We start from the raw sequence: 22,883 nt of genomic DNA, 5'->3' as shown, positions 1-22,883 counted from the left end.
TGTATTATGACGAAAGAAAAAAAGAAACGAAATAAGAGCTTGATTGTTAGCGGACAAAAATTTTATACTCAGCTAACGCCAAAGTTTGAAAGCAGAACTGCTTGGGAAAAAGCAAACCCTAAACATCTACGCGCAATTATTCCCGGGAATATTGAAGACATTGTAGCTGTAGAGAAGAAACGATACAAGAAGGGCGATGTTTTATTAACATTTAAAGCAATGAAAATGTTAAACACTGTCCTCATGCCCTTTAGTGGTGTTGTAAAAAAAATACATGTAAAAAAAGGTGATGTTTTGACTAAAAACCAACTAATGGTGGAAATAGAATAATTTTTTTTTAACTTAAAAAGCAATATTATTTGACATAGTATTGCTTTTTTTTGTATATTTGTATCGTTCAAGCAGAAATGAATGAATCTTTTTTCATTTAAATCATGCGAGATTATAGTTGTTTAGTAGTATTTAGAAGGCGTCTAGTAATAGGGCGCCTTCTTGTTTTTATTGCATTTTTACTTATATTTACACTCAAATATTTCAAAAATTATTTTAAACTTATATTCCATGAAACTTAAAAACATTTTTATTCTTCTTGCATCAGTAGGACTACTTGCAAGTTGTAACGAGAAAAAAGAAGGAACGACTATGGCAGAAGACAACCCATTTGCTAAAGAATCAACATTAGCACACGGATTTCCCGATTTCGCTAATATAGAAGAAAGTGATTATGCTCCAGCATTTGAAGAAGGCATCAAACAAAAAAGAGAAGATATAGATGCAATTGTCAATAATAGTGATGATCCTACATTTGACAATACTATAGTGGCTATGGAACGCTCAGGAAAGTTGCTACGAAGAGTCTCTAATGTGTTTTTCAACATCACTTCGGCAGAGACAAATGACAACTTACGCTCTATTGAAAAGGACTTAGCACCTAAGCTTTCAAAACTTAGCGATGATATAAAGTTAAATGAAAAATTGTTTGAACGTATTAAAGCTGTAAAAGAGAGTGATGAAGCGAAGAGTTTAGGAACAGCAGAAACACGCCTGTTGGATGATTACTATAAAGACTTCGTAAGAGGCGGGGCAAATTTGAATGAAGAAGACAAAGAAAAACTTCGCGAGATTAATAAAGAACTTTCATTACTTTCTATAGAATTTGGCGATAATGTTCTTAAAGAGAATAACAAGTATGAGTTAGTTATCACTGATGAGAAAGACTTAGCAGGTTTACCACAAAGCGTTATAGATGCAGCAAAAGCAACAGCTGACGAGCATGAAAAAGATGGCTGGATGTTTACCATTCACAAGCCTAGTTTATTGCCTTTCTTAACTTACGCAGACAATAGAGAACTACGTAAGGAAATGTTTATGGCATACATTAATAAAGGTAATGGTGGTGAATTCAATAACAAGGAGATTCTCAAAAAAATGGTAGAGCTTCGCATTAAGAAAGCAAACCTTTTAGGCTACCCAACCCATGCACATTTTATCTTAGAAAAGAACGTAGCAAAGAATCCCGATAACGTAAAAGAATTACTGAATAAACTTTGGACTCCAGCCTTAGAAAAAGCAAAAGAAGAAAGAGCACAAATGCAGGCTATCATCAAAAAAGAAGGTGGCGATTTCGATTTAGAAGCTTGGGACTGGTGGTATTATGCTGACAAAATCAAACAAGCAGATTATTCTCTCGATGAAGAAGCTCTTAGACCTTATTTCCAATTAAAAAATGTAAGAGACGGAGTTTTTATTGTAGCAGAAAGATTATTTGGAATTAAATTTACAAAAGTTGATAGTCTAAAAGGATATCACCCTGATGTAGAGGTTTTTGAAGTGACCGATTCAGACGGATCTCACCTTGCTATGTATATGGCAGACTATTTCCCACGTCCAGGTAAAAGCAATGGTGCTTGGATGAACGCATATCGTAAGCAATCAAATCTGGATGGTAAATATGTAACTCCAATTATTACTAACGTTTGTAACTTTACTAAACCTGTGGGTGACAAACCTGCTTTATTAAGCTTAGAAGAAGTACAAACACTTTTCCATGAATTTGGGCATGCATTGCATGGAATGCTTTCTGATGGTAAATATCCATCACAGACTGGAACTTCAGTTTCACGCGATTTTGTAGAATTACCTTCACAGGTATTAGAAAACTGGGCAATGGAACCTAAGGTGATGAAGCTCTATGCAAAGCATTATAAAACCGGTGAAACAATTCCTGATGAACTTATTGCAAAAATTAGGAAAGCAGGAACGTTTAACCAAGGTTTTGCAACTACAGAATACTTAGCAGCATCATTGTTAGATATGGAATGGCATAGTTTAACAGAGCCTTTTGAGGGAGAAGTTATCGAGTTTGAAGAAAATTTCCTTAATAAAGAAAAAGGATTGATTCCTGAAATTGTATCGAGATATAGAAGTCCATATTTCAGTCACATTTTTGCAGGAGGCTATTCTGCAGGATACTACGGATACATCTGGGCTGAAGTCTATGATGCTGACACTTACAGTTTTTTCAAAGAAACAGACGTATTTGATCAAGAAAAAGGAATGAAATTCCGCAATACGATTTTATCACAAGGCGGTTCAGTTGATTCGGAAGAATTATACAGAGAGTTCCGCGGACAAGATCCTGATATCGAAGCATTAATTGAAAAAAGAGGATTAAAATAGTTCAGCATATTTTTTCGAATAACTAACTATGAATAGTTTTACACTATTAGCTATTGTAGCAGGATACTTCGGTATCCTGCTACTTTTATCATATACTACCGCTAAAAATACAAACAACGATACCTTTTTTCGTGCCAATAAACAATCACCATGGTATTTAGTCGCCTTTGGAATGATAGGTGCTTCACTATCAGGAGTTACGTTTCTTTCTATTCCTGGCGTTGTTGGTTCAGGTGGTACCAATAGCAATCTTGCCTATATGCAGATTGTGTTTGGCTATGTTTTTGGCTATATCGTCATTGCAAACATATTACTACCTCTCTACTACAAACTAAATCTCACTTCAATTTATACCTATCTTGAACAGCGGTTTGGAAGCACTTCACACAAAACAGGTGCTGTTTTGTTTATGGTTTCAAAAATAATTGGTGCAGCATTCCGTCTTTTTCTTGTGGTTATTGTATTGCAAAATTTTATTATGGAAGACTTGGGTGTACCTTTCTATATCACTGCTGTAGCCACATTAATGCTCATATGGCTTTATACTTTTCGCGGAGGAATAAAAACGATTGTCTGGACTGATACTCTACAAACAGCTTCGATGCTTCTATCCTTAGTGTTTTCTGTGATAATATTAACGAATGCTTTAGAGTTGGACTCTTGGAGTAAATTTGTCAGCACTATTGAAGAAAGTGGATATGCTAAAATGTTCTACTTTGATAATGGTTGGGGCGATGCCAACTTCTTCTGGAAGCAATTTTTTAGTGGTATGTTTATCACAATCGTAATGACGGGACTCGACCAAGATATGATGCAAAAAAATCTCACTTGTAAAACGCTAAAAGATTCTCAGAAAAACATGTACACTTTAGGGTTCGCACTCGTCCCTGTAAATTTTATTTTTTTACTCTTGGGAATATTGCTTTTTCTATATATGGGAAAATTTGGTATTCCAGTTCCTACCGAAGAATTAGCTGGAGTTGTAAAGCCAAGATATGATTTAGTTTATCCCACGATTGCATTGAAGCATTTCAGTCCTGCAGTAGGTATTGTTTTCATTATTGGTGTAGTAGCGGCTGCTTTTTCAAGTGCAGATTCTGCGCTCACATCACTTACCACCTCCTATTCTGTTGATTTCTTAAATATGGATAAAAAAGAGAATAAAGACTTTACTATTAAAAGAAATTTTATCCATGTGGCATTTTCTATCATTCTATTAATAACACTACTTGGTTTTTGGATTATCAATGATGAGTCTGTCATTAATTCTCTGTTCAAAGCGGCAGGATATACTTACGGCCCATTACTGGGACTTTTTAGTTTTGGTTTATTTACGAAATACCAAATTAGAGATAAATTGGTGCCCTTCATTGCCATTTTATCACCTATTCTTACTTATTTGTTTAGTAAGTATTCCAAAGAACTATTATGGGGCTACGAAGTCGGTTTCGAATTGCTAATTATTAATGGATTATTAACTTTTGTTTTATTAATGCTAAGTAGAAAAAAGAACGAATAATGAGAGTTGATAAATCACAAATACTCGAAAACATTTGCTACACAAAATTAGTCTACAATAGAATTATCAAGAAGCTAAACGCTGAATTAGCACGTAAAGAAATTCAAGAGTTTATATTTTCATGTTTAGAAAAGACACCCGAAACATCGTTTCAAAAGAAAGGGAAGAATTATTAAATTCATGCTATTGAAAACAATTTAAGAATTACAATAAATTCAAATACTTTTAGAATAATAACAGTTGACAAATTAAAATAATTATGACGCTAATAAAATCAATATCAGGAATACGTGGCACTATTGGAGGAAAGGTTTCGGAAGGACTTACACCTATAGATGTAGTAAAATTTACCGCGGCTTATGGACAATGGTTGAAAAATACTCAAGGACAATCTTGCAAAGTTGTAGTTGGGCGTGATGCCAGAATATCCGGGAAAATGGTTGAAGGATTGGTTTGCAACACATTATTGGGCATGGGGATTGATGTCATTCATCTAGGACTAGCAACTACTCCTACGACAGAATTAATGGTCACAGCGTTCGATGCAAACGGTGGTTTAATTTTAACTGCTAGCCACAACCCAAAACAATGGAATGCTTTGAAAATGCTTAATGAGAAAGGAGAATTTCTAACTGCAGCAGAAGGTGAATCTATTTTAAAGTTAGCAGATTCTAATCAAATAAATTTTGTAGATGTAGACGATTTAGGAGAAATAAAAACCGTTGAAGATGCACTAGAACGACATATTGAACACGTTAAAAATTTAAAATTAGTAGATGTTCAAGCTATAAAAGAAGCGAAGTTTAAAGTCGTGGTTGATGCAGTAAATTCTGTTGGTGGGTTGGCAATACCAAAGCTATTAAAAGAACTCGGCGTAGAAGTTGTCGAACTTTACTGCGAACCTAATGGTGAATTTCCTCATAATCCTGAACCACTACCCGAAAATCTTACAGAAATTTCTACTTTAGTGAAAGAAGAACAAGCACACCTTGGCATTGTTGTTGATCCTGATGTTGATAGATTGGCTTTTGTCTGTGAGGATGGTACTATGTTTGGTGAAGAATATACCTTAGTAGCTGTAGCTGATTATGTATTACAGCATACTCCCGGAAATACCGTTTCTAATCTTTCCTCAACTATGGCACTTCGAGATGTAACTGAAAAGCATAATGGTACTTATACCGCAGCTGCTGTTGGTGAAGTCAACGTAGTCTCTCAGATGAAAGCCACAAATGCCATCATCGGTGGTGAAGGGAATGGTGGTGTTATCTACCCCGAAAGTCACTATGGACGTGATGCCTTAGTTGGTGTAGGTCTTTTCCTATCACATTTAGCACATTCAAAAATGAGCTGTACAGAATTACTCAAAACGTATCCAGCTTACTACATTTCAAAAAATAAGATAGAACTAACCCCTGAAACTAATGTTGATGCTATTCTTGATGCTCTTAAAGAAAAGTATAAAGAAGAGGAAATCAATACGATTGATGGCGTAAAAATTATTTTTGGAAAAGAATGGGTTCATTTAAGAAAATCAAATACGGAGCCTATCATCCGGATTTATTCTGAAAGTAGTACATCGGAAAAAGCTGAAGCACTTGCTGAACAAATCAAACAAGATGTAAATAATCTTTAGATATTAATTTATGAAATAAAAAAGCTTTGCCTATCTCTTTCGAGGTTGACAAAGCTTTTTTTAGTTTAATGCTGAGTGTGGATTTACTTTGCTTTAGTTTTTAACAAAGCAATATTCAATACATCAGCAACTGTATCTACATAATGGAAATTTAACCCTTTTAAATACATTTCCTTAATTTCCGCTACATCTTTTTTATTATCAGACGATAAAATTACATCTTTGATTCCGGCACGCTTAGCTGCCAATATCTTTTCTTTGATACCTCCTACTGGCAGAACTTTACCACGCAAGGTAATTTCACCCGTCATCGCTAACTTATTGCGAACTTTTCTCTTAGTAAGTCCAGAAGCTATCGCTGTGGCTATTGTAATACCAGCTGAAGGACCATCTTTTGGTACAGCTCCTTCTGGAACGTGTAAGTGAACTTTAATCTTATCAAAATCTTCGGCTTTCATATTAAGCAAGTCAGAATTAGAGCGAAGGTATTGCAATGCTAATGTTGCTGATTCCTTCATTACATCCCCAAGATTACCTGTTAACGTAAGTTCACCTTTTCCTTTACTTACAGAGGTTTCTACGTAAAGAATAGTTCCTCCCATTGCAGTCCATGCTAAGCCAGTAACAACTCCAGCATATTCATTCCCCTCGTATATCTCCTTAGCAAATTTTGGAACACCAAGATAATCTTCCAACTGCTCAGCTTCGATAGTATAATTTTCTCCTTCTCCTTTTGCTATAGCAACTGCTAATTTACGCATCACCTCAGCAATTTTCTTATCTAAAGCACGAACTCCGGACTCTCTTGTGTATTCCTCAGCAATACGTTTTATAGCTCCGTCTGTTAACTCTACAGCTTTTTCATCAATACCATGTTCTTTCAACTGTTTAGGAATCAAGTGACGTTTAGCAATCTGCATTTTCTCTTCAATTATGTAGCCGTTAATGTCAATCAACTCCATGCGGTCAAGCAATGGACGTGGGATGGTGTTTAGCTGATTGGCAGTAGCAATAAAAAGCACTTTAGAAAGATCATAGTCTACATCTAAATAATTATCATGAAATGCATTATTTTGCTCAGGATCTAGAACTTCTAATAACGCAGATGAAGGATCTCCTCTGTGATCAGAACCTACTTTGTCAATTTCATCTAAAATAAATACTGGATTGGAAGCTTCCGCCTTCTTAATGCCACGAATAATACGTCCAGGCATTGCTCCAATATAAGTTCTTCTATGACCGCGTATTTCAGACTCATCATGCACCCCTCCTAAAGACATTCGAATATACTTCCGCCCTAGTGCCTCTGCTACAGATTTACCCAGTGAAGTCTTTCCAACTCCGGGAGGTCCATGAAGGCATAAAATAGGTGCTTTTAAATCTCCTTTCAATTTCAATACTGCTAAATGCTCAATGATTCTTTTTTTAATATTATCCAATCCATAATGATCTCGATTTAGCACTTCTTCTGCGTGGTCTAAGTCAAAATTATCTTTTGTATAGGTATCCCATGGCAATCCAACAAACTCTTGTAAATAAGTCAATTGAACAGAATAATCAGGAGCCGAAGGATTTAGTCTCTTTAGCTTCTTCAACTCTTTTTTAAAGATTTTAGACACTGACTTTTTCCAACGTTTCTTTTTAGCCAATGCTTCTAATTCTTTTACATCCTCATCAGCTGGGGTACCTCCTAATTCATCTTGAATGGTTTGCATTTGCTGATGCAAGAAGTATTCACGTTGTTTCCGACTCATATCATTATGAGCCTTATTCTGAATATCATTTTTAATTTCGAGCATTTGCAACTCTTTCACCAACTTTTGTAAAAGGAGTTCTGCTCTCTTATTGACATCATCTAAGTCTAAAAGTTCCTGTTTATCTTCAATATCGATATTTGAGTGAGTACAGATAAAATTGATTAGAAATGTAGGATACTCAATATTTTTAATAGCGAATGTCGCTTCAGAAGGCATATTTGGTGTTAATTTAATAATCTTCACCGCCGTCTCTCTGATTGCTGCCATTAAGGCAGTCATTCTTACATCTTCCGTATTTAATTTTGAATCTTCTAATAACGAAATATCTCCTGTTCTATATGGACTATCTCCTACTATTGCGTTGAGTTTAAAACGCCTGCGTCCCTGCAAAATAACAGTAGTTATATCATTGGGCATCTCCAGAATCTTTACAATCTCTGCAACTGTACCAATAGTATGCAAGTCTTTAAATTCTGGACTTTCAATGGTCTCATCCTTTTGGGTAACCGTACCTAACATCCCTCCTGATTTATTGATATGTTCAATAAGTTTCAATGATGACTTACGTCCTACGCTTATAGGCAGGATAACACCAGGGAATAATATAGAATTGCGTAGTGGTAATATTGGTAAGTGGTTTCCAACTTCTATATCTCCTATACTCTCCTCGTTACCTTCCATAAGTATCGGAACAAAATCATTATTCGACGAATCACTCATAGCAAAAGCCTCTAAAGCTATTTTTTTCTTTTGTTTCATATATAAATCTCCTCTGCCATATTGGCAGTATTTTAGTTGTTTTATCTCTTACCTATTATTAGGCAACAGTTATGCCAAAAAACAAAAGCCCGAGCTTATACGCTCGAGCTTTGTAGTTTTATGAAAATTGCAAATTACTTTTTGCGATTCGACATGTGATTTTTATACTTGTTCATAAACTTATCAACACGACCAGCGGTATCTACGAACTTCATTTTTCCTGTATAGAATGGATGAGAAGCACTTGAAATCTCCATTTTATATAATGGGTACTCCACTCCTTCTACTTCAACTGTCTCACTTGTTTTTACTGTAGATTTTGTCAAAACAATATTGTCTGTAGACATATCTTTGAATGCTACAATTCTAAAATCTGTTGGATGAATATCTTTTTTCATTTCTCTGAATATATTTTTCTCATTCTACTTTCGGACGGCAAAGATAGTTACTTTTTTGAAAAACACAAAAAACTTAACAAAATTATTATTGTTTAATTGCAGTTTCTAAACCTATAGTAATCATATCATTCAGAGAAGTTTGGCGCTCTTCTGAAGTTGTCTCCTCTCCTGTAACCAAGTGGTCACTTACTGTAAGGATAGAGAGTGCACGCTTATGATGCTTTGCAGCTAATGTATAAAGAGCTGTTGTTTCCATCTCTACGGCCATTACTCCAAAATCTGCCCATTTTTTCCATGAATTTGCACGATCTTCATCATAATAAAACACATCTGAGGTCAGAATACCACCAACATTTGTCTTTAGTCCTTTTTCTTTTGCTGCAATATATGCATCTAAAAGCATATCAAAATCAGCACAAGGCGCATAATCTTTTCCATCAAATCGGTTTCTATTGATAGCCGAATCAGTAGATGATGTCATTGCTAGGATTACTTCTTTTACATGAATATCGGGTTGAAAACAACCACAAGTTCCAATACGTATAAGATTTTCTACATCGTATTCTTGCATCAATTCTTCAATATATATAGAGATTGATGGAATCCCCATTCCTGTTCCTTGAACTGATACTTCTTTACCTTTATAAGTCCCAGTATATCCAAACATATTACGAACCTGATTATAGCATTTAACATCTTTAAGAAAATTCTCTGCTATATATTTTGCTCTTAAGGGATCACCGGGTAGCAATATTGTTTTTGCAATTTCGCCTTTTTTAGCTTCATTATGTGCTGTCATATCAATTGAGTTTTTATCTTTTTTACGAAGATACAATTTTTAAATAAACTACGAATAAGTTCTATAGACTAACAAAACTCCTTTATCAAAAGCTAAATAAAATGTATCTCCTTCTGATTGATTGAGCGTCCCTGAATTTAAATAAGGTAACGATTGATTCGTTAACGGATATTTGAGCCCCCTCGTTGTTATTTTCATACTCAAAGGTTGTGGGAATAATGAAACCTGTTGACCATTAAAAGATGTCAAAATTCCTGATTGTAACATTGTTATAAAAGAGCCTTCATTCGTATATAAAATTAAATCAATTTTAGTGGCATAATTAGTCAATGTAAAAATATTCCCGATAGAATGATCATCTCTGCCACCTGTAGCTCCAAGAATATCTACCTTATCTCTTTGATTCTCTATACACCACTCTATTGCCTTCATCAAATCTGTATTGTCTTGACGCTCTACCTTCAATATTATATTGCTGAAATTCGAGATAGTAACTGAATCTAAAGAATCTAAGTCACCAATAATTAACTGAGGTTCTATTCCCTTCTTTAATAATTTATCTGCAGCTCCATCACAAGCAATAATATAGTCAGCCTCTGCTAGAATTGCTAAAGGTTTGGGGTGTATGGGAAAGACTCCATTGGCAACTATAACAGTTTTCATAAATTTTCTGTAATTTTGGCTTAATATTTGACTAAAGTACTAAAAAATATATAAACGATGATGAAACGAGTTCCATTCCTTATCATAACATTTATATGCCTAGCAATAACTGCAACTGCACAAACGAAACAATACGGAAAAATAAGAGTTATAGAGGAAGAAGGTATTGCAGAGTTAGTTGCACAAACTGATGAAAGTATTAGCGGATATCGTATCCAAATTTTCACAGGTAACGCCAATGAACGTCAAAAGGCTCAAAATATAAAAGCTCATGTGGAAAGTACTTTTGGAATAAATGCGTACGTTGATTATGAATCTCCTTTATTTAAAGTAAGAGTGGGCGACTTTATTGATAAGCTTGAAGCTACTGCTATGAAACATAAATTGAAACAGCATTATAGCAATGCCTACCTCGTAAAAACAAAACGAATAAACCTTTAATATTTTTTCTTAGAAAAAATATTCTTAGGCAACTTAAAATACAAAGTCGGAATGTATGAACTTAAGTGTCTTTTCTTCTTTGCTTCATAAATATCAGCTATGGTAAGGAGAATTGCTGTTTCTTGAACATTTCCAAATCGTTTGTTGATTGCAGTACCAAAATGCTTCATAGATGGAGATAAATTCATATAAGCATTGAACAAAGGAGGAATCTTCTCCCCTAAACTTCTTATCTCGTGCGATAGAATCTTGTAGTTTTCTTTGTACGTTTCACCAGTAAAAATATCCTCATACTTTTCTCTGTCATATTCTAAAGGCATCGGTTCTTCTGGATAAACCAAACGTTCTTCATCACTAAAATATTTTTTAAAAAAGTGAGCCAACAATATTCGAGCTTCATTGTGATAATGCGGATACATGGTTATTTTTCCAAAAAAATACTTCATATCTGGATATACCTTAAATAAAGCACCTAAACCATCCCACAAATTATCTAAAACAAATATGCTCTTAGCTAGTTTATCTTTATTTGAACTTTGAAAATCAGGGTGAACAAAAGAACGCCCCAGTTCTAAGGTATAAGGCAAATATTCTTTTTTGAATTTGTCTGAAAAAACAAACATATGATTGGTCGCTAATTTCAACTCCCCATCAGCTTTTTTTTCGGCATCTTTACAAACAATATATCTATAGCCTCCAAGGATTTCTTTATCTGCAGGGCTCCATACAACTAACTGATAATAAGGAATCTCAGCAGTATCATACTCATCAATATCCATACCTTTTCCAGTTCCTCCGCCAGCCGCACGAAAAGCCATTTCTCGCAAGCGCCCCACTTCTTTCATCAAGTTTGGACACTCATGAGCAGTAAAACAATAAATTTCATTATTGCATTTATTTGTTCGTCGTAAGAGATTATTTTCCGTCAACTCTGACAACAACAATTCTCTTGCTATTGGAGCTACTATCTGTACATTTTCGCTCATATATCATTTTAAGTTATAGACCTTTTCCTTCACAAAAGATGCCCACTCTGCAGGTCTTTTACTATTGTCAAAAGTATTATGTTTTATGGGTTTCCCAACCTTTATAGTAAAATTTCGTCCTCTTTGTTTGAATAATTCATTGCTCAAATATAGCATTTCTATATTCAACTTTATTCCTAAAAATGCTCTAATATTAGCTAAATTATAAAAAAAGTTACTATTTCTACCACTGAAGAAAACCGGAATCACATCTCGCTGGTGTTTTTTCGCTTTAGCAATAAAGTGCTTTTGCCACCCCAAGTCTTTAATAACTCCTTTTCTTTTGCGAGAAACCAAACCTGCTGGAAACATCAGAATCTGCGAATCAGAAGCTAATGATTCCTCCATCAATCTTGCACCTTCCTTACTCTGTGTTCCGTGTTTATTGATGGGGATAAAAAACTCTGACATATTTTCTATCTGCATCAAAATATCATTCACTGGAAAAATAATTTTATCAAAATACCTACTAAAATAATCTATTAATATTATGCCATCGGGACCTCCCAGCGGATGATTGGAGGCTAAAATGTATCGTTTTGATTTATCAAGCGGTTCCTCGAACTCAACATTGTAGGTAATGTCTAATGTGTCTAGTACGCTTATTGTGAATTCACTCCCCGTCTTATCCCCGTGTTTTTGAATAAAGTCATTAATTTCATCTTGATGTATAATACTTTTCAGGTAACGGATTATGAAACCTGGCAAAAAGTGATATATTTTAGGGCTTTTTTCTTGTAAAGCTTTAACTACGTCTATTTCTTTCATCTCATTATAAGTACCTACACGAAATGCAAAGATACTTATTTTTTGACAAGTGCTTTTGTTCGTCTTTTTTCAACATATACTGCAATGTATATACTTAATTCATACAACAGCAGTAAAGGTAAACAAACCAACACCAAACTAAACGGATCAGGTGGCGTAAGGATAGCCGAGAGTGCCATAATCAATACTACAGCATGTTTTCTGTACTTACGGAGAAATCTTGCATTAACTATACCGACTTTCACTAAAAAATATATGAGTACAGGTAACTCAAACACAATTCCAGAAGATAAGAGTATGGATGTCATACTTCCAACATAAGATTTTATGTTTATTGTGTTTTCAACGGCACTGCTTACCCTGTAGGTGCCAAGGAAATCAACAGCCAAAGGTGCTATTATGAAATATCCGAACAAAACACCTATAAAGAATAATAAAGAAACCGTAGCTACTGCAATTCGAGCACTGCGTTTCTCTTTCTTGTGTAATGCTGGACTCACAAAACTCCATAACTGGTAAAAGACATAAGGAAAGGAAAAAATAATACCCGCAACTAAAGATACAGTGATGTGTACACCCAACTGACCAGAGAGTTGAATGCTCTGAAGATCTAATGCTGTTTTATTAATCTGTAACGCAGGCATATCTAATGAAACGGACAAGTCTGACAACCATTTATTCGTAAAAAACTCAGGTTCTCGTGGTGCCAATAAGATAATATCGAATATAAAGTCCTTAGCTATAAAAGCGACTACTGATGCACCCATAACAGCGACAATAGCTCGAATGATGTGCCAACGGAGATCTTCAAGATGCTCCCAAAAATCCATATCATCACTACTTTTTTTTGCCATATGTTTTCTATACTACTCCTTCTTTTAGAATATCATGCAAATGTATCATCCCTACATAATGATTGTTATTATCTACGACGATTAGCTGAGTGATATTTCTATTTTCCATTAAATGATAAGCTTCTATTGCCAGTTGATCAATATGAGTCGTGATCGGTGAAGGTGTCATTATCTGTGTCGCAGTTATTTTTTCAACATCAAGACTTTTCTCTAACATTCTACGTAAATCACCATCAGTGATCATACCTTTTAATATATTATTATCATCGACAACAGCTACAGCGCCCATGCGTTTATGTGACATTTCTATAATAATTTCCTTAAGATGTTGATTCTCTAAGACACAAGGTGGATCATCGTCTAGCATTAACCCACCAACTTTCGTATAGAGTTTTTTACCTAGTGCGCCACCTGGATGGTACTTTGCAAAATCTTTCGAGGTAAACCCCCTCCCTTCCAACAAACAAATAGCCAAAGCATCTCCCATAACTAATTGGGCAGTAGTAGAGTTTGTTGGGGCGAGACCCAATGGACAAGCTTCTCGCTCTACAGTTACTCTTAGAATATAATCTGCCTGTTTAGCCAATGCAGATTCGGTATTCCCTACCAATGCAATAAGGATATTCCCTCGGCTCTTAATCAATGGAGCAAGAACTTTAATCTCCGGTGTATTTCCACTGTTGGAGATACAAATAATAATATCATCGGGCTGTACGATGCCCAAATCGCCATGTATAGCATCAGCTGCATGCATGAAAACTGCCGGAGTTCCTGTTGAGTTCATCGTGGCGACAATCTTTGCTGCAATATTTGCACTTTTCCCAATTCCTGTAAGTACCACTCTCCCTCTGCTTTGTAAAATCAGCTTAACTACTGAAACAAAATCATCATTGATATACTCTACTAAATTCCCTACAGTTTGCATCTCGCTTTTTATAAGAGATTTAGCTCTATTTTTTATTGAACTATCTTTCATAATTTTATTATTTAGGTTTCAAAGATACAATCATTTTATTTATCTTTACAGAGGTACGACACGTTAAGTTTGTAATAATAACTGGACATTTTTTTTGAAAACAAACTGATTTTCCGAATTATTATTATATTTATATTGAAATTAATTTTAATTCAATGAATTAAAACGTATTTCGTATTACTAAATTATTGCATAGAAATTTCCGCCATTAATATGGATATTGATTATATAAAAGATAAAATGCTATTTCACTTTGGATTTAACACATTCAAAGGGAAACAAAAAGAAGTTATTACAAATATTTTAAAAAACAGAAATACCTTCGTGCTGATGCCGACTGGAGGTGGTAAGTCTCTATGCTATCAATTACCTGCTCTACTTAAAGAAGGTACAGCCATTGTTATCTCTCCACTTATTGCATTGATGAAAAATCAGGTTGATGCCATGAGAGGATTTAACCAAAATGATAGCATAGCTCATTTTTATAACTCATCTCTAACGAAGGCACAGGCTAGTGAAGTTCGCAGGGATGTGCTCGCAGGGAAAACGAAGTTATTGTATGTGGCTCCGGAATCCTTAACTAGAGGCAGTAATATTGAATTCTTAAAACAGGTAAAAATTTCATTTTATGCTATTGATGAAGCTCATTGTATTTCCGAGTGGGGACATGATTTCCGCCCGGAATATCGAAATATACGTAACATTATAGAGGATATACAGCAAGCACCAGTCATTGCTCTTACTGCTACTGCTACGCCTAAAGTTCAACAAGATATCTTGAAAAATTTAGGAATGGTAGATGCAGATGTGTACAAATCATCCTTTAACCGTTCAAACTTATATTATGAGGTAAGGCCTAAAAGCAATCCAGAGAAAATGCTCATCCGTTTTATCAATGAGAATAAAAATAAATCAGGAATTATCTATTGTCTCAGTCGTAAAAAAGTAGAGCAACTTGCAGAAACTTTACAAGTCAATGGCATAAATGCTGCACCTTATCATGCAGGTCTGGAAGCATCAAAGCGTTCAAATACACAAGATTTATTTTTAAAAGAAGAAGTAAAAGTCATCGTTGCTACTATTGCATTTGGTATGGGAATAGACAAGCCAGATGTTAGATTTGTTATCCACTACGATATGCCCAAAAGTTTAGAGGCTTATTATCAAGAAACTGGACGAGCAGGTAGAGATGGTGGCGAAGGAAAGTGTATCGCCTTATACAGTTATAAAGATATAGAAAAACTTGAGCGATTTATGCAGGGTAAGCCTGTCGCCGAGCAAGAAATAGGTGCACAACTCATAGAAGAAACAATGAGCTATGCAGAGTCTTCTATTTGCAGACGCATCAGTTTGCTCAATTATTTTGGTGAAGATTACTCTCAAGACAACTGTGGGAATTGTGATAATTGCCTAAAGCCTAAAGAAGAATTTGAAGGGAAAGACTATTTACTCACCGCTATGAAGGTGATAAAAGAAGTACAACAAAAATACAAAATAGGTCATATCGCAAATATTCTTTCAGGAGTTGCGAATGCTACCATAAAATCATTTAAACATAATGAGCTAAAAACATTTGGTATAGGTAAAGAAAAAGATGTTAAATTTTGGAGTATGATTATACGTCGTGCATTGATAGAGAAGTATTTGATGAAAGAAATTGAGCAATATGGCGTATTAAAAATTACTGAGGCAGGCGAAAATTTCATCAAAAATCCCAAATCATTTCCTGTTTCAGAAAACAATATTTTTGATGTAGAAGAAACTTCGTCAACGGCACAAGTATCAGGTGGTGCTACAGACACTGAATTAGCAAGTATGCTTATGTCATTAAGAGAACAAATCGCAAAGAAGGAAGATCTCCCTCCTTACGTGATTTTTCAAGAACCCTCAATTCATGATATGGCTACGCAATATCCTGTAACTATAGACGAATTAGCCAAAATACAGGGTGTTGGTACGGGAAAAGCAAAACGCTATGGTAAGAAATTCATAGAGCTTATAGCCAAACATGTAGAAGTAAATGACATAGACAGACCTCAGGATATGGTTTTAAAAACCGTTGCGAATAAATCAAAACATAAAATACATATCATCAAAGCGATAGACAGTCAAAAAGATTTGGAAACAATTGCTGATGCTCAAGGTATTTCTATGGATGAACTCATTAAGGAAATGGAAGCCATCGTTTTCTCAGGTACAAAATTAAATATCGACTACTATTTAGCTGACGTACTTGATGAGGAATATCAAGAAGAACTTTATGACTATTTCAGAGAAGCCGATACAGACAAAATAGCTGTAGCATATGAAGAATTTGAAGGCGATTACTCTGAAGAGGAAATTCGCTTGATTCGCTTACAATTCTATTCTGAAAATGGAATTTAATTTCGTAATACATAGAGCTCATCTGAGAGATCAGAAGGCAAAGATTAAACTCGTATTATTATAAATTTAGCGAACCTATATGTATTACAGAAAAAATATATTAAGATCACTCTTCCTTATTATTGGTTTTTTTATTGCAATAGGTACGCTTTTTTATACAGGAAGTTTGTTTGAACGTATCGCTAAGGAGGAAACAGAAAAAGTCCAACTATTTGCTGAAGCATTGAAAAGCATGTCAAATCAAGAGCAAGACGGGCTTAGCATTTATTGGTCTGTTCTGCAAATGAATAAAAATGTTCCTATTCTTATCTTTGATGATAATGAAAGATTGCTTCAGCATAAAAATATAGAATTCAGTCCGGCTGACAGGAAATTATCACAAACTCAACTTTTGAGTAAAAAAAACATGATAAGTGATCCTATTGAAATTCAGATAGGTAAGGATACCAAACAATATATTTATTACGGGCACTCTGATACTTTAAGAAAATTAAGATACATACCGGCTATCCAGATAATTTTAATTTTTATGCTTATCATCTTAGGCCTGATCATTGTCAAACACATACAAAAGGCAAATCAAGACAATCTATGGGCAGGACTATCGAAGGAAACTGCACATCAACTAGGCACTCCTATATCTTCACTTATAGGTTGGATAGAAGTATTAGAAGAACAAAATATTGCCCCCAATTATCTACCTGAGATGCGAAAAGATATTGATAGTCTAAATGTTGTCTCTAACCGTTTTTCTAATATTGGTTCCACACCTATCACTTGTGTCCAAAACATCATCCCTTTAGTTGAAAAAACAATAGACTATATGGAAGATCGCATATCCCATTCTGTAAAAATTCATTTAAATAAAAGCAGTGAAATTATAAATGTAAAAGTTAACAAAGAACTTTTCACTTGGGTAATTGAAAACCTCATAAAAAATGGTGTTGACTCCATTGTACAGCGTGGTAAGATTACGATCAACATTAATGAGTCAGACAAAAAAGTATATATCGACATTATTGACACAGGTAAAGGAATGAGTTCTACTATTGAAAGGCAAATTTTTAATCCAGGCTTTACTACAAAGAAGCGTGGTTGGGGTTTAGGATTATCACTTACCAAAAGAATTGTAAAACATTACCATAATGGTCGTATATTTGTAAAAAATACAGAAATTGGAAAAGGAACGACTTTTCGTATTGTATTACCTAAAGCATAAAAACGTAGCATATAAACAATGGCAATAGATTACTCTGAAGATCATATTAAAACATTAGAATGGCAAGAACACATACGAATTCGCCCCGGTATGTATATTGGGAAGAAAGGCGATGGATCCTCGCAAGATGATGGCATATACATCCTTTTAAAGGAAGTAATAGATAACTCTATCGATGAGTTTGCAATGGGAGCTGGTAAGAAAATCGAAATTACGATAGAGGATGGAAATGTGAGCATTAGAGACTATGGACGAGGCATCCCATTAGGGAAAGTCCTTGATGTAGCTTCTAAGATGAATACCGGAGCAAAATATGATTCGAAAGCGTTCAAGAAATCTGTGGGGCTAAATGGTGTCGGAATAAAAGCTGTAAATGCACTTTCAGAATACTTTTCGGTGACCTCATTTCGGGAGGGAAAAGTAAAACAAGTGGTATTCAGCAAAGGAATTTTGACAGAAGACACTAAAGAAACCGAAACGAAAGAGCCCAACGGCGTGTTGGTACAGTTCAGACCTGATGAGGAGACATTCACAAATTATAGATACATTACTGAATATGTAGAAACGATGTTGCGTAACTATTCTTACCTAAATTCAGGATTGAGCATATATTTCAATGATCATCGTTTTTATTCTTCCAATGGTCTTTTAGACTTACTTAATGAAAATTTAGCTGAGGGAGAAGCTATCTACCCCATTATTCATTTGAAAGATGAAGATATTGAAATAGCTATAACTCATGGGAAGTCCTATGGTGAAGAATATTTCTCCTTCGTTAACGGACAAAATACAGTACAAGGGGGAACCCATTTACAAGCATTTCGTGAGGGGATTGTAAAAGGAGTTAGAGATCATTACGGGAAAAATTTTGACACTTCTGATATCAGAGCTTCTATTATTGCAGCTATTAGTATAAAAGTTGAAGAACCCGTATTTGAATCACAAACTAAAACGAAGTTAGGCTCTAAAAACATGAGTCCTGATGGTGTTTCTGTAAATAAGTTTGTGGTTGACTTCGTATCTACTGGCATTGATAATTTTTTGCATAAAAATTTAGAAACTGCGGAAATATTACACAAGAAAATCTTGCAGTCTGAAAAAGAACGCAAGGCAATTTCTGGAATTAAAAAATTAGCTAAAGAACGAGCAAAACAAGTAAGTCTTCACAATAAGAAATTGAGAGATTGTAGGGTACATTACAATCAAAATCATGAATTAAGCAACGAAACTTCCATATTCATCACAGAGGGAGATTCAGCAAGTGGTTCTATTACCAAATCAAGAGATGTACAAACTCAGGCGGTATTTAGTTTGAAAGGAAAACCCTTAAATTCTTACGGCTCTACGAAGGAAATCGTATATAAAAACGAAGAATTCAATTTATTGCAAGCAGCACTAAATATTGAAAATGGTTTAGATGATTTACGTTACAACAACATTATAATTGCAACCGATGCCGACGTAGATGGTATGCACATACGCCTACTTTTATTAACATTCTTTCTACAGTTTTTCCCTGAATTAGTAAAGTCAGGACATGTATATATTTTGCAAACCCCTTTGTTTAGAGTTCGAAATAAAAAAGAAACGTTTTATTGTTATACTGAAGAGGAAAGAGTGAATGCTATAGAAAAAGTTGGAAAAAATGCTGAAATTACGCGATTCAAAGGTTTAGGAGAAATCTCACCAGATGAATTCAAGCATTTTATTGATAAAAATATGCGATTGGAACCCGTACGTATGGGAAAAAATGAATCGATAAGTAGCATGTTAGAATTTTTTATGGGTAAAAATACTAGCGAGAGACAAGACTTTATTATAGATAATCTTGAAGTAGAATTAGAGACGATAGAGTAAAATGAGTGACGAGATACAAGATTTAGAAGAGAAAAACGAGGGTGAAGGGCAAATGCGTGCACTCACGCACTTGTCTGGAATGTATAAAGAGTGGTTTTTAGATTATGCCTCCTACGTGATATTATCACGAGCTGTGCCGTATGTAAATGATGGTTTAAAACCTGTGCAACGCAGGATTTTGCATGCGATGAAGCGTCTTGATGACGGTCGCTACAACAAAGTCGCGAACATCATTGGTCACACCATGCAATTCCACCCTCACGGAGATGCTTCTATTGGTGATGCTTTGGTTCAATTGGGACAAAAGGATTTGCTAATAGATACTCAAGGGAACTGGGGAAATATACTTACTGGGGATAGTGCAGCAGCTCCTCGATATATAGAAGCCAGACTTTCAAAATTTGCCCTTGAAGTAGCTTTCAATCCTAAAACGACAAAGTGGACAAAATCCTACGATGGTCGTAATGAAGAACCTATCGCTCTTCCAATGAAGTTTCCGCTCTTATTGGCACAAGGTGTAGAAGGTATTGCCGTTGGATTGGCATCAAAAATACTGCCTCATAATTTTAATGAGTTATTAGATGCTTGCATCAGTTACTTGAAAGGTAAAGAGTTCCAACTCTACCCGGACTTCCCTTCCGGTGGAATGATTGACGTAGAACGTTATAATGATGGACTTAGAGGAGGTAATATCAAAGTACGGGCGAAAATTGAAAAAGTAGATAACAAAACGCTCGCCATCAAAGAATTACCCTATGGAAAAACTACCGATACACTTATAGATTCTATCTTAAAGGCTAACGACAAAGGTAAAATTAAGATAAAGAAAATAGATGATAATACCTCTGACGAGGTTGAAATCCTTATTCATTTAGGACCTGGCGTTTCTATAGACCAAACTATGGACGCACTCTATGCTTTCACCGACTGTGAGACCTCTATATCACCCAATGCTTGTGTCATCATGGATGACAAGCCACAATTCCTTCCTGTTAGCGACATTTTGAAGCGCTCAGCTGATGATACGAGAGATCTACTGAAATTAGAGCTCGAAATTCGTAAGAATGAGTTACAGGAAGAATGGCATATGTTGTCATTGGAGCGAATTTTCATCGAAAAGCGCATTTACCGTGATATTGAAGAATGTGAGACTTGGGAAGCTGTTATCACTACCATTGATAAAGGATTAAAACCTTATACGAAAAAATTATTACGCCCTGTTACAGAAGAAGATATCATCAAGCTCACAGAAATACGCATCAAAAAGATTTCAAAGTACGATATTGACAAAGTAGGTAACAGAATTCAAGCTATTGAAGATGAAATAGCTGAGGTACAAACACATATAGAAAACATTGTTCCTTTTACGATAAGATATTTTCAAGGTATAAAAAAGAAATACGGTGCCGGCAAAGAACGCAAAACAGAGATTAGAAGTTTTGATAACATAGTTGCTACTCGAGTAGTTATCGCTAATGAGAAACTTTACATAGACCGAAAAGAAGGTTTTATAGGTACTTCTCTTAAAAAAGATGAGTTCCTTTTCGAATGTTCTGATATTGATGATATTATTATCTTCAGAAAAGATGGAACTTATATGGTGACCAAAGTGGCAGATAAGTTATTTATTGGCAAAGACCCTCTTTATGTCGGACTCTTTAATAAAAATGACGACCGGACTATCTATAATGTTGCTTATCGTGATGGAAGAGGTGGCACAACCTACGTTAAGCGTTTTGCAGTTAGTTCCATTACTCGCGACAGAGAATATGATCTTACTCAAGGCAAGAAAGGTTCTGCAGTCACCTATTTTACAGTAAATCCTAATGGAGAGGCCGAAGTAATCCGTGTTGTACTAAAACCACAGCAACGCATCAAAAAACTTAGTTTTGATTATGATTTTTCAGACTTAGCCATAAAAAATCGTTCTGCTAAAGGGAATATACTGACTAAATACCCTGTACATCGAATTACTATGAAAGAAGCCGGAACATCAACTTTAGGCGGACTCGAATTATGGTATGACAAACAAGTACAACGACTGAATACAGAAGAGCATGGCGAGTATCTTGGCGAATTTATGGCAGAAGACAAACTTTTGCTTATTACTGATGATGGTAGCTACAAACTAGAAACTTTTGACATTACCAATCATTTTCCTGAAAATTTGGTTTTGATAAAAAAATACGACCCAGCTGAAACTTGCTCCTTAGTATTTTATGAAGGTGAGCAAGAGTATTATTATCTAAAGCGTTTCAAATTTGAGGATATTATGCGCTATGTGAGTCTTATTGGCGAAGATAGTAATTCTAAACTTATCACTTTTTCTTTAGAGAAGCATCCACAATTTAAAATCACATTTGGAGGTAAACATAAAGACAGAGAAGCTGAGATCATAAATGCTGAAGAGTTTATCGGAGAAAAGTCATACAGAGCTAGGGGAAAACGACTAACGACATACACTGTTAAGAAGATTGAAGAAATAGAACCAATCATAAAAGACGAGGATTTACAGAATACCAATGAGAATAATGAAAATTCTTCTGATGATAAGATTGATGAAGAGACCAAAGCAGAACAGGGTTCATTATTTTGATTATTTATGAGAATTTATCTTGTCGGATATATGGGATGCGGAAAATCTACTTTAGGCAAACAACTTGCTCTACGACTAGGCTATGATTTTGTTGACCTCGACAGATATATAGAAACGAAGAATGAATGCTCCATAACCTCAATATTCAAAAAATATGGCGAAACAGTATTCAGAAAAGAAGAACGATTGTGTTTAGAAGAAGTTTCTAATAAAATAAGCATTGTAATCTCTGTGGGTGGTGGCACTCCTTGTTTTAGTGACAATATGGAATTGATGAACCATACAGGCAAGACACTCTTCCTTAATCCACCCATATCCTTACTTTTCAAACGGCTAAAGAATAGAACAGAACATCGACCTCTTTTGGCTAATAAAACAGACAAAGAACTGCTTGAATTTATTGAAAGAAATTATAATGAGAGACTGCCTTGCTATCAAAAAGCACAGCATACTATTATAAGTGAGAATATTAAAGTAGATGATCTTCTGCCTTTTTTTAATTAGTTGTTGATAACTTCCTTTGCGAATTGTAGGAAAATGCACGCTCATTCT

Annotated in this window: 19 protein-coding genes; 11 read left to right on the top strand and 8 right to left on the bottom strand. The window is 35.0% G+C overall.

Annotation, left to right across the window (positions count from 1 at the left end; genetic code table 11):
- Nucleotides 1–6: 6 nt before the first annotated feature.
- From C7377_RS06540 to glmM, 5 genes are all read left to right on the top strand, one after another.
- A complete protein-coding gene (locus tag C7377_RS06540; RefSeq protein WP_116496532.1) occupies nucleotides 7–330 on the top strand; it encodes a biotin/lipoyl-containing protein in 324 nt (107 codons plus the stop codon).
- Nucleotides 331–561: 231 nt separating this feature from the next.
- Nucleotides 562–2,679 (top strand): M3 family metallopeptidase, encoded by a 2,118-nt coding sequence (locus C7377_RS06535; RefSeq protein WP_116496531.1) that lies wholly within the window; start codon nucleotides 562–564, stop codon nucleotides 2,677–2,679.
- A 28-nt stretch (nucleotides 2,680–2,707) separates the two neighbouring features.
- Nucleotides 2,708–4,198, top strand: coding sequence for a sodium:solute symporter (locus C7377_RS06530; protein WP_116496530.1), 1,491 nt, complete (start codon nucleotides 2,708–2,710; stop codon nucleotides 4,196–4,198).
- Entirely contained in the window at nucleotides 4,198–4,374 is a 177-nt protein-coding gene (locus C7377_RS06525) for a DUF3781 domain-containing protein (RefSeq protein WP_116496529.1), read from the top strand. Before C7377_RS06530 ends, C7377_RS06525 begins: the two co-directional genes overlap by 1 nt.
- An 83-nt stretch (nucleotides 4,375–4,457) precedes the next feature.
- The gene (gene glmM / locus C7377_RS06520) at nucleotides 4,458–5,834 is read left to right on the top strand and encodes a phosphoglucosamine mutase (RefSeq protein ID WP_116496528.1); all 1,377 of its coding nucleotides are present in this window, start codon (nucleotides 4,458–4,460) and stop codon (nucleotides 5,832–5,834) included.
- A gap of 83 nt (nucleotides 5,835–5,917) precedes the next feature.
- On the opposite strand, the gene lon is transcribed toward glmM, so the two are convergent.
- The 4 genes from lon to C7377_RS06500 form a co-directional block, all read right to left on the bottom strand.
- Nucleotides 5,918–8,350 (bottom strand): endopeptidase La, encoded by a 2,433-nt coding sequence (gene lon, locus C7377_RS06515; RefSeq protein ID WP_116496527.1) that lies wholly within the window; start codon nucleotides 8,348–8,350, stop codon nucleotides 5,918–5,920.
- 134 nt (nucleotides 8,351–8,484) lie between these two features.
- Nucleotides 8,485–8,748 (bottom strand): type B 50S ribosomal protein L31, encoded by a 264-nt coding sequence (locus C7377_RS06510; protein WP_116496526.1) that lies wholly within the window; start codon nucleotides 8,746–8,748, stop codon nucleotides 8,485–8,487.
- 85 nt (nucleotides 8,749–8,833) lie between these two features.
- On the bottom strand, nucleotides 8,834–9,547 hold the full coding sequence (gene deoD / locus C7377_RS06505; protein ID WP_116496648.1) for a purine-nucleoside phosphorylase: 714 nt from the start codon (nucleotides 9,545–9,547) through the stop codon (nucleotides 8,834–8,836).
- Nucleotides 9,548–9,595: 48 nt separating this feature from the next.
- Nucleotides 9,596–10,210: a thiamine diphosphokinase gene (locus C7377_RS06500; protein ID WP_116496525.1), complete on the bottom strand. Its 615-nt coding sequence runs from the start codon at nucleotides 10,208–10,210 to the stop codon at nucleotides 9,596–9,598.
- A gap of 57 nt (nucleotides 10,211–10,267) precedes the next feature.
- Between C7377_RS06500 and C7377_RS06495 the strand changes: the two genes are divergently transcribed.
- Entirely contained in the window at nucleotides 10,268–10,651 is a 384-nt protein-coding gene (locus C7377_RS06495) for an SPOR domain-containing protein (RefSeq protein WP_116496524.1), read from the top strand.
- On the opposite strand, the gene C7377_RS06490 is transcribed toward C7377_RS06495, so the two are convergent.
- Genes C7377_RS06490 through C7377_RS06475 form a run of 4 tightly spaced genes read right to left on the bottom strand, consistent with a single transcriptional unit; the run spans nucleotide 10,648 to nucleotide 14,274 of the window.
- Nucleotides 10,648–11,637: a GNAT family N-acetyltransferase gene (locus tag C7377_RS06490; protein WP_116496523.1), complete on the bottom strand. Its 990-nt coding sequence runs from the start codon at nucleotides 11,635–11,637 to the stop codon at nucleotides 10,648–10,650. The genes C7377_RS06495 and C7377_RS06490 overlap by 4 nt on opposite strands.
- 3 nt (nucleotides 11,638–11,640) lie before the next feature.
- Nucleotides 11,641–12,444 carry a glycerol acyltransferase gene (locus C7377_RS06485; RefSeq protein ID WP_116496522.1) on the bottom strand — a complete coding sequence of 268 codons (804 nt, stop codon included), beginning with the start codon at nucleotides 12,442–12,444 and terminating at the stop codon, nucleotides 11,641–11,643.
- A gap of 35 nt (nucleotides 12,445–12,479) precedes the next feature.
- Nucleotides 12,480–13,298, bottom strand: coding sequence for a twin-arginine translocase subunit TatC (tatC, locus tag C7377_RS06480; RefSeq protein ID WP_116496521.1), 819 nt, complete (start codon nucleotides 13,296–13,298; stop codon nucleotides 12,480–12,482).
- Nucleotides 13,299–13,305: 7 nt separating this feature from the next.
- Entirely contained in the window at nucleotides 13,306–14,274 is a 969-nt protein-coding gene (locus tag C7377_RS06475) for a KpsF/GutQ family sugar-phosphate isomerase (RefSeq protein WP_116496520.1), read from the bottom strand.
- A gap of 213 nt (nucleotides 14,275–14,487) precedes the next feature.
- On the opposite strand from C7377_RS06475, the gene recQ reads away from it, so the two are divergent.
- The 5 genes from recQ to C7377_RS06450 all read left to right on the top strand — a co-directional run bounded on the left by recQ (nucleotide 14,488) and on the right by C7377_RS06450 (nucleotide 22,835).
- Complete coding sequence (gene recQ, locus C7377_RS06470) at nucleotides 14,488–16,659, top strand: DNA helicase RecQ (protein WP_116496519.1); 2,172 nt, start codon at nucleotides 14,488–14,490, stop codon at nucleotides 16,657–16,659.
- A gap of 79 nt (nucleotides 16,660–16,738) precedes the next feature.
- Nucleotides 16,739–17,878 carry a sensor histidine kinase gene (locus C7377_RS06465; RefSeq protein WP_116496518.1) on the top strand — a complete coding sequence of 380 codons (1,140 nt, stop codon included), beginning with the start codon at nucleotides 16,739–16,741 and terminating at the stop codon, nucleotides 17,876–17,878.
- An 18-nt stretch (nucleotides 17,879–17,896) separates the two neighbouring features.
- On the top strand, nucleotides 17,897–19,735 hold the full coding sequence (locus C7377_RS06460; protein WP_116496517.1) for a DNA topoisomerase IV subunit B: 1,839 nt from the start codon (nucleotides 17,897–17,899) through the stop codon (nucleotides 19,733–19,735).
- A 1-nt stretch (nucleotide 19,736) separates the two neighbouring features.
- The gene (locus C7377_RS06455; protein ID WP_116496516.1) at nucleotides 19,737–22,331 is read left to right on the top strand and encodes a DNA gyrase/topoisomerase IV subunit A; all 2,595 of its coding nucleotides are present in this window, start codon (nucleotides 19,737–19,739) and stop codon (nucleotides 22,329–22,331) included.
- Between the two features lie 6 nt (nucleotides 22,332–22,337).
- Nucleotides 22,338–22,835 carry a shikimate kinase gene (locus C7377_RS06450; RefSeq protein WP_116496515.1) on the top strand — a complete coding sequence of 166 codons (498 nt, stop codon included), beginning with the start codon at nucleotides 22,338–22,340 and terminating at the stop codon, nucleotides 22,833–22,835.
- The last annotated feature ends 48 nt before the right edge of the window (nucleotides 22,836–22,883 follow it).

The sequence above is a fragment of the Balneicella halophila genome, assembly GCF_003096835.1.
GTDB lineage: Bacteria > Bacteroidota > Bacteroidia > Bacteroidales > Balneicellaceae > Balneicella > Balneicella halophila.
This window is presented reverse-complemented; position numbering and strand designations above follow the sequence as displayed.

What these genes read in the sequence shown, in the direction of transcription:
- deoD (WP_116496648.1), bottom strand. Translation starts at nt 9,547, where the DNA reads ATGACAGCACATAATGAAGCTAAAAAAGGCGAAATTGCAAAAACAATA.
- C7377_RS06450 (WP_116496515.1), top strand. Translation starts at nt 22,338, where the DNA reads ATGAGAATTTATCTTGTCGGATATATGGGATGCGGAAAATCTACTTTA.
- lon (WP_116496527.1), bottom strand. Translation starts at nt 8,350, where the DNA reads ATGAAACAAAAGAAAAAAATAGCTTTAGAGGCTTTTGCTATGAGTGAT.
- C7377_RS06475 (WP_116496520.1), bottom strand. Translation starts at nt 14,274, where the DNA reads ATGAAAGATAGTTCAATAAAAAATAGAGCTAAATCTCTTATAAAAAGC.
- C7377_RS06490 (WP_116496523.1), bottom strand. Translation starts at nt 11,637, where the DNA reads ATGAGCGAAAATGTACAGATAGTAGCTCCAATAGCAAGAGAATTGTTG.
- recQ (WP_116496519.1), top strand. Translation starts at nt 14,488, where the DNA reads ATGGATATTGATTATATAAAAGATAAAATGCTATTTCACTTTGGATTT.
- tatC (WP_116496521.1), bottom strand. Translation starts at nt 13,298, where the DNA reads ATGGCAAAAAAAAGTAGTGATGATATGGATTTTTGGGAGCATCTTGAA.
- C7377_RS06465 (WP_116496518.1), top strand. Translation starts at nt 16,739, where the DNA reads ATGTATTACAGAAAAAATATATTAAGATCACTCTTCCTTATTATTGGT.
- C7377_RS06460 (WP_116496517.1), top strand. Translation starts at nt 17,897, where the DNA reads ATGGCAATAGATTACTCTGAAGATCATATTAAAACATTAGAATGGCAA.
- C7377_RS06510 (WP_116496526.1), bottom strand. Translation starts at nt 8,748, where the DNA reads ATGAAAAAAGATATTCATCCAACAGATTTTAGAATTGTAGCATTCAAA.
- C7377_RS06500 (WP_116496525.1), bottom strand. Translation starts at nt 10,210, where the DNA reads ATGAAAACTGTTATAGTTGCCAATGGAGTCTTTCCCATACACCCCAAA.
- C7377_RS06540 (WP_116496532.1), top strand. Translation starts at nt 7, where the DNA reads ATGACGAAAGAAAAAAAGAAACGAAATAAGAGCTTGATTGTTAGCGGA.
- C7377_RS06485 (WP_116496522.1), bottom strand. Translation starts at nt 12,444, where the DNA reads ATGAAAGAAATAGACGTAGTTAAAGCTTTACAAGAAAAAAGCCCTAAA.
- glmM (WP_116496528.1), top strand. Translation starts at nt 4,458, where the DNA reads ATGACGCTAATAAAATCAATATCAGGAATACGTGGCACTATTGGAGGA.
- C7377_RS06455 (WP_116496516.1), top strand. Translation starts at nt 19,737, where the DNA reads ATGAGTGACGAGATACAAGATTTAGAAGAGAAAAACGAGGGTGAAGGG.
- C7377_RS06535 (WP_116496531.1), top strand. Translation starts at nt 562, where the DNA reads ATGAAACTTAAAAACATTTTTATTCTTCTTGCATCAGTAGGACTACTT.
- C7377_RS06495 (WP_116496524.1), top strand. Translation starts at nt 10,268, where the DNA reads ATGATGAAACGAGTTCCATTCCTTATCATAACATTTATATGCCTAGCA.
- C7377_RS06530 (WP_116496530.1), top strand. Translation starts at nt 2,708, where the DNA reads ATGAATAGTTTTACACTATTAGCTATTGTAGCAGGATACTTCGGTATC.
- C7377_RS06525 (WP_116496529.1), top strand. Translation starts at nt 4,198, where the DNA reads ATGAGAGTTGATAAATCACAAATACTCGAAAACATTTGCTACACAAAA.